This is a genomic window from Halalkalibacter sp. HAAS-P013, assembly GCF_056619925.1.
The window spans coordinates 68,434-81,141 of record NZ_JBWQTU010000011.1; the positions used below are offsets into that span (position 1 = coordinate 68,434).

Annotated in this window: 10 protein-coding genes, 1 pseudogene and 1 riboswitch; all 11 genes and pseudogenes read right to left on the reverse strand. The window is 37.4% G+C overall.

Annotated features, from left to right (window positions below):
- Nucleotides 1-15: 15 nt before the first annotated feature.
- The 11 genes and pseudogenes from AC1FXP_RS15135 to treC all read right to left on the reverse strand — a co-directional run bounded on the left by AC1FXP_RS15135 (nucleotide 16) and on the right by treC (nucleotide 12,550).
- Nucleotides 16-975 carry a calcium/sodium antiporter gene (locus tag AC1FXP_RS15135; protein ID WP_480062767.1) on the reverse strand — a complete coding sequence of 320 codons (960 nt, stop codon included), beginning with the start codon at nucleotides 973-975 and terminating at the stop codon, nucleotides 16-18.
- A gap of 165 nt (nucleotides 976-1,140) precedes the next feature.
- Nucleotides 1,141-1,710 (reverse strand): energy-coupled thiamine transporter ThiT, encoded by a 570-nt coding sequence (gene thiT, locus AC1FXP_RS15140; protein WP_480062769.1) that lies wholly within the window; start codon nucleotides 1,708-1,710, stop codon nucleotides 1,141-1,143.
- Between the two features lie 72 nt (nucleotides 1,711-1,782).
- A riboswitch (TPP riboswitch) is annotated at nucleotides 1,783-1,882 on the reverse strand.
- A 35-nt stretch (nucleotides 1,883-1,917) separates the two neighbouring features.
- Nucleotides 1,918-2,145: pseudogene (locus AC1FXP_RS15145) on the reverse strand (amidase family protein); the annotation flags it as partial.
- Nucleotides 2,146-2,400: 255 nt separating this feature from the next.
- Complete coding sequence (locus AC1FXP_RS15150; RefSeq protein WP_480062771.1) at nucleotides 2,401-4,257, reverse strand: PTS fructose transporter subunit IIABC; 1,857 nt, start codon at nucleotides 4,255-4,257, stop codon at nucleotides 2,401-2,403.
- Between the two features lie 15 nt (nucleotides 4,258-4,272).
- Nucleotides 4,273-5,187, reverse strand: coding sequence for a 1-phosphofructokinase (gene pfkB / locus AC1FXP_RS15155; protein WP_480062773.1), 915 nt, complete (start codon nucleotides 5,185-5,187; stop codon nucleotides 4,273-4,275).
- Nucleotides 5,184-5,939 (reverse strand): DeoR/GlpR family DNA-binding transcription regulator, encoded by a 756-nt coding sequence (locus AC1FXP_RS15160; protein WP_480062775.1) that lies wholly within the window; start codon nucleotides 5,937-5,939, stop codon nucleotides 5,184-5,186. The genes pfkB and AC1FXP_RS15160 overlap by 4 nt, the downstream gene beginning before the upstream one ends.
- A gap of 344 nt (nucleotides 5,940-6,283) precedes the next feature.
- Nucleotides 6,284-8,194: an ABC-F family ATP-binding cassette domain-containing protein gene (locus AC1FXP_RS15165; RefSeq protein WP_480062777.1), complete on the reverse strand. Its 1,911-nt coding sequence runs from the start codon at nucleotides 8,192-8,194 to the stop codon at nucleotides 6,284-6,286.
- Nucleotides 8,195-8,279: 85 nt separating this feature from the next.
- A complete protein-coding gene (locus tag AC1FXP_RS15170; RefSeq protein ID WP_480062779.1) occupies nucleotides 8,280-9,413 on the reverse strand; it encodes a nitric oxide synthase oxygenase in 1,134 nt (377 codons plus the stop codon).
- 165 nt (nucleotides 9,414-9,578) lie between these two features.
- Nucleotides 9,579-10,055, reverse strand: coding sequence for a glutathione peroxidase (locus tag AC1FXP_RS15175; protein WP_480062781.1), 477 nt, complete (start codon nucleotides 10,053-10,055; stop codon nucleotides 9,579-9,581).
- 72 nt (nucleotides 10,056-10,127) lie between these two features.
- Nucleotides 10,128-10,844: a trehalose operon repressor gene (gene treR / locus AC1FXP_RS15180; protein WP_480062783.1), complete on the reverse strand. Its 717-nt coding sequence runs from the start codon at nucleotides 10,842-10,844 to the stop codon at nucleotides 10,128-10,130.
- A 29-nt stretch (nucleotides 10,845-10,873) separates the two neighbouring features.
- Entirely contained in the window at nucleotides 10,874-12,550 is a 1,677-nt protein-coding gene (treC, locus tag AC1FXP_RS15185) for an alpha,alpha-phosphotrehalase (RefSeq protein ID WP_480062980.1), read from the reverse strand.
- Nucleotides 12,551-12,708: the final 158 nt, after the last annotated feature.

Sequence of the window (12,708 nt, forward strand, 5' to 3'; positions counted from 1 at the left end):
TTGTTGTTTATCTATTTAATTTCTCATAATAATATATATTAAATATATTATATAAAATATCGTTAAAGCCATCCCCTCATATTTTTTCACTTTATAATGTGTACGAGAGAAGATAAACAAGATAATCGTTAACACAAGTAGCACAAATATATCAAAAAATAATTTATCATTCACCGGCAAGGGAGAGATAATAGATGCGATCCCAAGGACAAATAACACATTAAAGATTGAGCTTCCAACAATATTCCCTAAGGCAATCTCACTTTGTTGTTTCATTGCAGCAGTTATTGATGTAATTAGCTCTGGCAAAGAAGATCCTATAGCAACTATTGTTAGTCCTACTAAGGTCTCACTCATCCCAAAGCGTAAAGCAATATCCGTACTACTTTCTACAACCAAATATCCGCCTAATACAATTGCAGCCAAACCTCCAAATGTAATAAGAATGTTCTTACCCCATCCTCCAGTTTGGTCAATGTTTTTGTTTTCTCCAATATTCTCTTCACGGCTATTCCTGGCAGCTTCAATTACATAATACAAAAATATAGCAAAAAATAACAAGAAGATAATTCCATCACTTCGAGTAATAAAATTTTCATTTGTAAATTGGAGAACTCTATCACTCATAACTACGAGTAATGCAACCGTAGCAAGAAAAGCAAATGGAATTTCCTTTTTTATTGTTGGCCTTTCCACAGACAAAGGAAAAATAAATGCAGTGATCCCAACAACTAATGACATATTTAATAAATTACTACCAACAATGTTACCGATTGTGACATCCGCATTCCCTTCTAAAGCAGCAATGATACTAACTGTTGCTTCAGGGGCACCTGTACCAAACGCCACAATTGTTAAGCCTACAATAAGAGGTGGAACACGAAACAATGCAGCAATATTAGACGAACCATCAATAAAATAATCCGCCCCTTTAATAAGTAACCCAAAGCCTATTAAGAGTAAAAGATATACCATCTTATTATCACCCGTCCATTTTGTAATCTTTTTTAATTTACACAAATTGAAGAGATTTTAACCTTTTTACGCCAACAAAAAACGACTCACATGGAGGGCACTGAAAGGTCAGCTTTACCTTTTTTCAGTGCCCTCGTCACATAAGCCGTTTTTTACCTAATCCTTTTATGCTGCATCTGAAACATTACTTTGACGTTTTGCCAAGAAGAACTGAGGATACTTCTTTGAAAGTAAAATTAATATGGCAAGCGTTAGTAACATCTCCGGTATTAAATATGAGATATTATAATAAAAAGAGTACAGGCTGGCATTCATTCCATCTGGAGCATATTCTCCAAACCACACTACACCTGATGTAAAGTGACTAAAAAAGCGCAGAGTCGTAGCAAATAACAACCCTGATACAATAGCTGCCGTGCTAGGAACCAAGCCTTTTTTCAACATGAATATGCTCGCTAAGCCTAATACAAGGTACGCTAATGGATAATCTAGTATTAACTGTATCGGGTGTACAACATATCCCCCAAACAGCAGATTTAATAATCCGACTAATAATCCTGTTACTACACCCACTTTCCAACCTCGTCTAAAGGAAATAATAAAAATAGGAACCATAATCAACGAAATTGACCCCCCCATTGCCCAAAGTGCCCCAAACTTTACATTACTTAAGACAATCGCTAAACCTGTCATCACTGCCACTTCAATCATTGTTAATAAACGATCTCTAGACATAAAAAAACCTCCTTTTGTTTTTATCCACAAGAGAAGGAAAGGTGTCAATATAAAATGAGCACAAATAATCTCACATTATTACAGCCACTTCCCTACGCTAGTTTAAACTAGATCAGGTTCTAAGAGTTGAGGATTACCCTCTCTCAGTCACTCGACACCCCTAGTGGATATTGCTTGAAATTGTCTGTTATATTATATCATATTCTTCTAAAAGGTTGGGTTTCTTCTTATATTTCCCAACTTCTCAAACGCAGCTGCAACCTCGATTAACTTATTCTCTGTAAATGCTTTTCCTGTGAACGTAATCCCTACCGGTTCTCCTTCTCCTGTATAACCTGCTGGAACTGTAATAGATGGATAACCCGCCTTTGCTGGAATTGCTGCCCCAAGATTATTAGGAAAAACGATGATATCAAGATCCTCTCTAGTCTTATCCGATTTCATAAGCAAAGACTGGCCATTTTTCAGCCTGTTTGGATAACTTCAATGCTTGCATCTAATAACCAACTCTTTTCAATCTCTTTTAGTTTTGGGTTGATCATCTAAAGACCTACTTTCATGAAATGATATTATTTTATTATACTGAATTTATTTTACGTAAACTAGTAAGAAGCAAAGAAGTACAAAGAAAAAGAGGCAGTGTTAAAAGGTCCGTTTTTTGACCTTTTGACACTGCCCTTATCACCCTATTTATACAGTCTTCTTCTTCCAAGTTCCTAAAACTAATGCTGTCACAATAGCACCAAGAACAATAGCTAATAAATACATAAACCAACCACCAGACACAAGTCCGATTACAAATATTCCACCATGCGGAGCAGGCAATCCAATTCCAAATAATGCTGTAAGCCCACCTGCTACTGCTGCCCCAGCCACACAAGCTGGAATAACTCGACCCGGATCAGCTGCAGCAAACGGAATGGCACCTTCTGTAATAAAGGATGCACCTAAAATATAATTTGTCTTACCTGCTTCTTGCTCTTGCTTCGTAAACTTACGCTTGAAGAATGTTGTTGCTAAAGCTATTCCAAGTGGTGGAACCATCCCGCCTGCCATAACAGCAGCGTGAGGTCCAAAGTTACCCGCATCAATCATCGCGATACCAAAAGTAAAGGCAGCTTTGTTAATTGGACCACCCATGTCAATCGCCATCATTCCACCAAGAATGATTCCGAGTAAAATCATATTTGTTGTTCCCATGCCGCCTAACCAGCCTTCAAGCCCACGGTTGATCGCGCTAAGTGGTGTAACAAGAAGTAACATGATCATACCTGTTAAGAAAATATTAAAGACCGGATAGAACAAAATCGTCGTAATACCGCTCAGTTGTTGTGGTAAGCCAGCTAGTAATTTCTTTACAAGTAGAGCAATATAACCACCTAAGAAACCAGCAATCAACCCACCTAAGAAACCAGCATCTCCATTTACAGCAATTAAACCACCAACCATACCAGCTGCAAAACCAGGACGATCAGCAATACTCATCGCGATAAAGGCAGCTAGAACCGGAATCATTAGTGCAAAGGCCGTTCCTCCACCAATGTCCATTAACATTTGTGCAAACTCATTATTCAGGTCAATGTCAATTAAGAAGGAAAGCGCGATTAAAATACCTCCACCGACAACAAACGGGAGCATATTCGAAACACCATTCATTAAGTGTTTATAAAATCCGCCACCAGCTTTTCCTTTTTCTTGATTTTCGTTGTTTCCACCAGAACCGCCTGACCCTTTATACACTGGAACATTCCCAGACTTAGCTTGATCAACAAGTTCTTTTGTGCGGCGGATTCCATCTGTGACTGGCACTTCAATAACTTTTTTACCAGAGAAGCGATCCATTTCCACTTTTGTGCTCGCTGCAACGATAATAGCTTGAGCATTTTCGATTTCATCTGGAGTTAATTGATCTTTCACTCCACCAGAACCATTTGTTTCAACTTTAATAGTTAATCCTTGTTTTTTCGCTTCATCTTTTAGTGCATCTGCCGCCATAAACGTATGAGCAATTCCTGTTGGACAGCCTGTAACGGCTAACAGATCATACCCATCTTTTGCCGGTGTTTTCTCTGCTTCTTCTTTATCTAATTGCTCTTGTTCTTTTTTATCAATAGCAGCGACAACATCAGCCTCTGACTTTGCTTCTAATAAAGCATTACGGAAAGCCTCATCCATTAAAAACGTAGACAAACGCGATAACGTTGCTAAATGCTCTTCATTTGCTCCAGCTGATGCAGCAATCATAAAGAATAGGTGAGTAGGTTGACCATCCAGTGCTTCATAATCTAATCCGCTATCTGAGCGGCCAAAAGCAATCGATGGGGTTTTAACAGCCTCACTTTTTGCGTGAGGGATTGCAATTCCATCGCCAAGACCCGTTGTGCTTTGTTCCTCCCTTGCAAGTATTGCTTTTTTGTATTCAGCTGCATTATTTAATCTTCCAGCGTCGTCTAGCTTTTTAACTAATTCATCTATCGCTGAAGCTTTATCGTTAGCTTTCATATTAAGAACGATTGTATCTCTTTTTAATAAATCTGAAATTCTCATCCTACTCATCCCTTTCTATTCTAATTCATTGATGTTAATTTCCCTCATTAAAGCCTCTACTTTTTCCCTTTCTGCAAATCCTTTAGAAAAAGCGGTCGCACTCCCTGTCGCAACTGCAAATTTAAAGGAATCTTCTAGTGACATATTTTCTGTTTTAGCCGCTAAGAAACCAGCAACAACGGAATCCCCCGCTCCAACAGAGTTCTTGACTTCCCCTTTAGGAGTATTAGCGAAAAGAATCTGATCCTTTGTTCCTAAGACAGCTCCATCGCCTGCAAACGAAACCAGAACATATTCGATTCCTTTTCCCAGAAGTTCTCGTACATAAGGAATAGCTTCTTGTGGTTCATGTAGTGTTACCGAGAACAACTCTCCTAGCTCATGGTGATTCGGTTTAATGAACGTTGGCTGAGCTTCAAGTACTTTTGTCATGGCTTCACCACTTGAATCAATAAAAACCTCAGCGTTTCTCTCAATTGCACTTCTACATAACACTTTGTAAATTTCACTAGGAATCATCGCCGGTACACTTCCTGCTAGAACAAGCGCATCGCCTTCATTTAAAACCGACAATTGTGTTTGCAATTGTTCAAGATGTTCACTAGTAATTTCAGGTGATACACCGTTAATTTCTGATTCCTGTTCACTTTTGATCTTTATGTTAATCCTTGTATCACCAGTAACTTGTAAAAAGTTTGTCTTTATGTCTTCCTTTTCAACGACATCTTTTATATATGCACCTGTAAATCCACCTATAAATCCAAGTGCTTCACTTTGATGTCCAAGTCTTTTTAATACTCTTGAAACATTAATCCCTTTCCCACCCGGGGCTTTATAGTCATAATTAGAACGGTTCACTGCACCTAGATTAACTTGTTCAAGTTCAACAAAATAATCAAGCGCAGGATTTAAAGTAACGGTATAAATCATAGGCTAACCACCTCTAACGTTGTCTTTTTTCGTAAGTTGCATAAGTATTCTTCATCTACTTTTGTACTAGTTACTAGTATTGCCTCTTCAACATTACTAAATTTACTAAATGAAACTTCACCAAATTTTGAATGATCTGCCAAAATAAAACTTTGACGCGATCGTTTTATTGCACTCTCTTTAATGAACGCTTCTTCAGGGTCAGGAGTTGTGTAACCATCTTGGATGGCTACTCCGTTCACACCAATAAAAGCTTTATCAAATCTAAAAGACTCCAAGGTTCGAATGGCACTCCTCCCAATAAAAGCTCTCGTCCCTGATTTCACATAACCACCAACAACATGTGTTTCTATATTTAAATCAATTAACAATGGAATATTAGATAATCCATTAGTAACAACAACTACTTCCTTACCTTCTAAAAAAGGAATCATTTCAACTGTACTTGTACCCGCATCAAGGAAGATGCAGTCTCCATCGTCGATTAAAGAAACGGCCCTCTCGGCAATCTTTTTCTTCTCTTGACTGTTTTTGATCGTTTTCTCCTCAACTGTCGGCTCTTCTAATTTCTTTTGAAGAAGTGTTGCCCCGCCATGAATGCGCTTTAATTTATTTGCTTTTTCGAGATCGGTTAAATCTCTTCTAATTGTTGATTCTGACGCATTCGTCTCATCAACCAATTCTTGCATTTTCACTGTAACTCTTTCTTTTAATAAAGAAAGTATTATTTCATGTCTTTCAATTGTGAGCAAAATCCATCACCTAACCTTAACTACAAACAAAGTATACACTCAAATTCAACCAAGTTCAATCATTTTCAATCATTTTCTTTAAAAAAAGAAAGCGCTAACCATTTTTTAGGTTACCACTTAAATAATTTTTTATTAAACATTGAAATAAACCCCACTTTAAAAATCTATAATCTTCTTTTTCATCAAAAAAATGTAATTAATTACAAGTCTTATACAAGAGGCTTTTATAATTGTTATAAAGTAAACGGGGATGTCTCAAAAGGTTGCTTTCGACCTTTTGGGACATCCCGTTATTTTAATTATTTGCTTTTTTCGTAAATCATTTCCTTGTTCCGAACTCTTTTTTATCCTTTTTTTAAGTTATCTTCAATTTCTTCAACTAACAAAGATAACTCTGTCCACCGCTCAATTGTTTCTTCCAACTCTTTTTCTAACGATTCTTTTTCCTTCACCTTTTCTGAAATTACTCCATAATTACTACCTGCTTCAGTAATTGCATTCTCTATATTTTCAAGCTTCTCTTCAATTCCTGTAATTTTGTCTTCAATTTGATTCCATTCTTGCTGGTCTTTATAAGATAACTTTTTTCTTGGTTCTTTTTTAGAGCTATCTGGATTACGACTTTTTTCTTTTTCACTAGGCCTTACTTCTTCTAATTTGCTCTGCTTATCTGCTAAGTAATCAGTGTAATGACCTTGAAAACGTGAAACAACACCATTTCCTTCAAATACGAGTAAGTGATCTACAACACGGTCAAGAAAATAGCGGTCGTGAGAAACAGTGATGACAACACCTGGAAATTGTTCTAAATAATCTTCAAGTACCGAGAGTGTTTCCGTATCTAAATCATTGGTTGGTTCATCCAAAAACAATACATTTGGTTCTTTCATTAAAACTCTTAATAAATAAAGACGTCTTCGTTCCCCACCAGACAAACGGCGGATATACGTATATTGCATAGATCTTGGAAATAGGAAACGTTCTAGCATTTGTTCCGCCGTAATAATTGATCCATCAACAGTATAGACGACCTCTGCCACTTCTTTAATATAATCTACGACACGTAAAGATCCATCGATTTCTTCACCCTCTTGTGTGTAGTAGCCTATTTTAACCGTTTCACCAGTAGTAATTGTTCCTTTATCTGGGAGAATGCGACCAGCTATCATATTCAATAATGTTGATTTTCCACTTCCATTCGGTCCTACAATCCCTAGGCGTTCTCCTTTAACAATTAAATAATCAAGTGAGTCGATCAGTACTCTTTGATCGTATGTTTTTGAGACACCTTCAAGCTCAATAACTTGCTTTCCTAGTCTCTGTGAGCCAATAGAAAAGTCAAAGTCTCCTCGTCCGGAGAAACCTTCCTCCTCTTGCAACACTTCCACTCGCTGAATTCGGGCTTTTTGCTTAGTTGTTCTAGCCTTTGCACCGCGCTTTAGCCATGCTAGCTCACGCCTTAATATATTTGCTCTCTTCTGATCTTTTTGTGCTTCCTGTTGCTCTCTTTCAGCTTTCTTCTCTAGAAATGTTTCATAATTTCCAACATATTTAAATAAGCGCCCTTGATCAAGTTCATACATATGATTTGTCACTCGATTTAAAAAATAGCGATCATGTGTAATGAGTATAATTGAACCTTTGTAAGTCGATAGAAACGTTTCTAACCACTCAATCGTTTCATGATCAAGGTGGTTGGTTGGTTCATCTAAAAGTAACAAATTCGCTGGTTGAATAAGAGCCTTTGCAATCGCAACACGTTTTTTTTGTCCACCTGAAAGCTGACCGATCTTTGCTTGATAATCTTTAATGCCAAGCTTTGAAAGAACTGTTTTCGCGATCGTATTTGCCTCCCACGCATCAAGTTCATCCATTGTTTGCTGCCATTTCATAAATTGCTGCTGATAATGTTGACTTTCAGGATCCTTCTCAAATAACAACAAACTTTGTTCGTACGCACGCATTGTTGACATGATTTTTGAATCGCCATAATAGATCTGTTCCATAACCGTAAGATCATCCTGTAACACGGGCTGTTGTGGCAAATATTCAATTTGAAAATCATTAGCATGCATTTGCTCACCTTTATCAGCTGATTCAACTCCAGCAATAATCTTTAATAGAGTTGATTTTCCCGTTCCATTTACACCAATTAATCCAATTCGCTCTTTTTCTCCAATCGTAAATGAAAGGTGATCAAATAACGTTTTGTCACCGTATGTTTTTGTTAACCCCTCAACCTGTAACATGCTCATTATTTTCCGTCCTTTTCCCTATACTTATAAACTCTATTTTAACGCAACTTCCCTAAATTTTGCATCCCACTCCTCTAAAAGGCTTTTAAAACATGTAGCGACTTAGCTCATTGCTTCGGGGGTGTCTCAAAAGGTCAAAAACAGACTTTTGAGACACCCCATAATACTTTTTGTCTTGATAAAAATAATTCGGCTTAACCACTTCATCATGGTAATCTTTATGAAAAATGTGCGTTGAAGCTGGAGACACTGGCGGGATAAGCCACGACCAAGTTCCAGTTACCTTTCTACATTTGTCCGCTTCTCTATCTTCAAACTGCTTAAATTGTTTTGCAGCTGTGTGATGATCAACTATACTGACTCCCGCTTGCTTAAACGAATATAGAACAGCTTCATTAAGTTCGATAAGCGCACGATCTTTCCATAACGTAGAGTCTCGAGTTGTTTCTAGCCCCATCAGTTCAGCAACTTCTGGCAATACATTATAACGCTTTTGATCAGCCAAATCCCTTGCTCCGATCTCTGTTCCCATATACCATCCATTAAAAGGGGCTGCTTCATATTTAATTCCGCCAACTTCAAGCTTCATATCCGATATAAAAGGTACAGCATACCACTGTAATTGAAGATCTGAAAAATTTACTATGGTTGGATGCTTGATCTGGACATTTAGGATGCATTCATTTGGAATAGTAAAGAATTTTGGTTGACTTTCTCCAACCTGAATCACTAATGGTAATATATCAAATGAAGTTTTTCCGCCTTCCCATCCTAGAGCCTCGCATAATTTTGTAAATGCTACAGAATCAGGATCTCCCATGATACCATCCTTCGTTTCATATCCAGCATAACGAATTAATTGGTGATTCCAAATACGAACATGCCCCGGCTTAAATACAGTAATGGTCGGAATCACTTTTCCCTGATTAGTCCCGTATTGAAGATGAAAAAATAGTGCATTCGCTACTTCCTCTGCTGTTTCAAGTTTTCGTTCATCTAGTACATGCATCGATTCCCAAAACAAACGTCCAATACAACGATTGCTGTTTCTCCATGCCATTCTCGCCCCATGAGCTAGCTCTTCGTAGGTGTGGGTATATGTTCCAAATTCATCTATCTCTTTAAGGATAGATGACATTCTTTCATTGTATTCATGTTCATCTTTACCTAACTCTTGATAACACGTCTTGATAAATATTTTTGCTTCTTCTTGTAACATACCGATCACCTCATTTACCGTCCACTCTTCATATTGTAAGCGAGAATTGCATTTTTACACAATTCATCTTACCGCAAAAAGATTTGACTATTCGAGAAACAATTGATCATAAGATGAACATTTCAAAAAAAGACATGCCATTACAACGACATGTCTGCTTTATAATTACTCTAATAATCTTTGTATATCTTCTTCAATTTTTTCCGGAACAACCGTTGGACCGTAACGTTTTAACACGATACCATTTTTATCAACTAGGAATTTAGTAAAGTTCCACTTAATTTCCGAGCTTAATAATCCCTTTTTTTTGTTTTTTAAAAATTTATAGAGCGGATGAGCTGCATTGCCTTTGACATTAATTTTTGCAAATAAAGGGAACGTTACTCCAAAGTTTAGCTCGCAAGCTTCTTCCATTTGTTCATCACAAACAGGTTCTTGATTTAGAAACTGATTTGATGGAAATCCCAGCACAGCTAATCCTTGTTTTTCGTACTTTTGATGAAGCTTTTCTAACCCTCTAAACTGAGGAGCAAGTCCACATTTTGTAGCTGTATTAACAATTAATAAGACATTTCCCTCATAAGATTCAAGACTTACTTCTTCTCCACTAGACTTCAATACCGAAAAGTCATGAACACTCATCAAATCCCTCCCTCACTTACGCTCATTATGCCGTAAATGAAAATAACAAACGAAGACTCTGCTCTACTCTTACTATCGTGTCCTTCTGGCAAAATCAACAAACCGAAACTTATCAGGGCGATGTCGTGACTCCGTATATTGAAACATCGTGGCATCATCAAGATACACATGGCTCTTAACAACAACAATCGTGTCGTACCCTTTCAAATCAAGAAGTTCCTTGTCTTCTTCCGTAGGCCTTTCAACCATTATTTCTTTTTTAGCGAAACTAATCGTTAACCCAAGAACTTCTTCAATATAAGCGTATAGCGATCGCTCACATATCTCTTTTGTCAGTCCAGGAACAAGAGAAGCGAGGAGATAATCTTTATCTAAGATGATTCGTTCTCGATCAATCTCCCGAACACGTTTGATACTCCAAACAGCAGCTGCTTCCTTCGTTTGAAAGCGCTCCTGCATATCAGATGGCATCATTTGTTCTTCTAAACCCACCACATCTGTTTGGGCACGCTGCCCCATTTTATCAGCAAGTTCTCGAAAGCTCACAAGTCCCGAGATCGGAAAGTTAATTTTCGTTACATCTAAAACAACTGAGCCTTTCCCTTGCATCTTTTGAATATAACCATGCTCAGACAGCAACTTTAATGCCTTTCGAATTGTTTCTCGTGATGCTTTGTAGCTTTCAGCTAATTCATTTTCGGATGGAAGGAGTTCATTAGCCTTTAATACTCCATTTTGAATTCGCCCAGCTAAATCATCATAAATTTTTTGAAATTTACTTATCGTCATCTATACCACCTGTGTATAGTGTATCATGTTTACTTCTTGTAATAAACGAGCGACTCATACGGTCGAAGTTTGAGACTACGTGTAAGTGGTTGCTTCTCTTCATAATTTGAAAGAAGAAGCTCACAACTTGAGATTGATTCAATCCACTCCTCAGATACTTCAAACGTACCTTCCTTCCCGTAAAAGTTATTAACAACTAGAACTTTTTCATTTTCGTGTACACGTTCATACACGAACAGTTGAGGATCTTCATCTAATAATAGTCGATAGTCACCAACTGTCAAAATATCATAATGTTTCCGTAATTGAATTAGTTTTTTGTAATGATAAAAGATCGACGACTCATCTGCAACAGCACGTCGAGCATTAATTTCTTTGTAGTTTGCTGCTACTGGAATCCATGGTGTTCCCTTTGTAAAACCAGCATGTTCTTCATCATTCCATTGCACTGGAGTTCTAGAGTTGTCACGAGACTTGCGTTTAATTATCTCCATGATTTCCTCTTCAGTTAGCCCTTTTTCTTTCATTATGCGGTAATAGTTTAATGTTTCGACATCACGGTAGTCTTGAATGGAGTCAAAACCAGGGTCGGTCATTCCAATCTCCTCACCTTGGTAAATATATGGCGTCCCTTGCATAAGATGGATCGTTGTTGCTAGCATTTTCGCTGATTCATTATGGAAGGTTGTATCATCTCCATAACGGGTAACAACTCTTGGCTGATCATGATTACACCAAAATAGAGCATTCCATCCTCCACCTTTGTTCATTTCAACTTGCCATTTCGTTAATATCTTCTTTAAGGCAATAAAGTCAAAATCAGCAATTGCCCATTTCTCACCATTCGGATAATCTACTTTTAAATGATGGAAATTAAAGGTCATACTCAATTCATTGCTTGCAGGATTAGAATACTTAATACAATGTTCGATCGATGTTGATGACATTTCTCCAACTGTCATACTGTCATATTTAGATAGAACTTCTTTGTTCATTTCTTGTAGATACTCATGAACTCTTGGACCATCGGTATAAAATTTACGTCCATCGCCCGGGTCTACACTTCCATCATCATTTGAGAATGTTTGATCTTTAGAAATTAAATTGATGACATCAAGACGGAAGCCATCTATTCCTTTGTCAAACCAAAAATGCATCATGTCATAAACGTGCTTACGTAATGTTTCATTTTCCCAATTAAGATCTGCTTGGGTAACATCAAATAGATGTAAATAGTATTGGCCCGTCTTCTCATCCAACTCCCAAGCATTTCCCCCGAATTTTGATTGCCAATTTGTAGGCTCCGCACCATCGATAGGATCCTTCCATATGTAAAAATTGCGGTATGGATTATCTTTTGATTGCCGTGATTGCTTAAACCAGTCATGTTCTGTTGATGTATGATTGACAACTAGGTCCATAATTAACTTCATTCCACGTTGATGTGTTTCAGCAAGGAGTTGATCAAAGTCTTCCATCGTACCGTATTCTTCATGTATGGAATAATAGTCCGAAATATCATAGCCATTATCCTTTTGAGGAGAGGCATAGACCGGTGTTAACCAAAGGACGTCAACTCCTAGCTCCTTTAAATAATCTAACTTTTCAATAATTCCTTGTAAATCTCCAACACCGTTCCCTGTTGTATCATTAAAGCTTTTGGGATAAATTTGGTACACTGCCGACTTTCTCCACCATTCATTCATCACTTTGCACCTTCCTTACGATCGCTATCAATTAATGTTTTTCTTAGTATCTTCATTCATCGTTCATAAAAACTCATTCGTTTTTTTTAGAATTAATGTCAAACAACATCCTAATCTTGTATATACAAGTTCAGTTTACTTGTTTTCAGCTAAAAAAA

Excerpts from the sequence above, each read along its gene's own strand:
- AC1FXP_RS15135 (WP_480062767.1), bottom strand. The coding sequence starts at position 975 with ATGGTATATCTTTTACTCTTAATAGGCTTTGGGTTACTTATTAAAGGG.
- thiT (WP_480062769.1), bottom strand. The coding sequence starts at position 1,710 with ATGTCTAGAGATCGTTTATTAACAATGATTGAAGTGGCAGTGATGACA.
- AC1FXP_RS15150 (WP_480062771.1), bottom strand. The coding sequence starts at position 4,257 with ATGAGAATTTCAGATTTATTAAAAAGAGATACAATCGTTCTTAATATG.
- pfkB (WP_480062773.1), bottom strand. The coding sequence starts at position 5,187 with ATGATTTATACCGTTACTTTAAATCCTGCGCTTGATTATTTTGTTGAA.
- AC1FXP_RS15165 (WP_480062777.1), bottom strand. The coding sequence starts at position 8,194 with ATGAGCATGTTACAGGTTGAGGGGTTAACAAAAACATACGGTGACAAA.
- AC1FXP_RS15170 (WP_480062779.1), bottom strand. The coding sequence starts at position 9,413 with ATGTTACAAGAAGAAGCAAAAATATTTATCAAGACGTGTTATCAAGAG.
- AC1FXP_RS15175 (WP_480062781.1), bottom strand. The coding sequence starts at position 10,055 with ATGAGTGTTCATGACTTTTCGGTATTGAAGTCTAGTGGAGAAGAAGTA.
- treR (WP_480062783.1), bottom strand. The coding sequence starts at position 10,844 with ATGACGATAAGTAAATTTCAAAAAATTTATGATGATTTAGCTGGGCGA.
- treC (WP_480062980.1), bottom strand. The coding sequence starts at position 12,550 with ATGAATGAATGGTGGAGAAAGTCGGCAGTGTACCAAATTTATCCCAAA.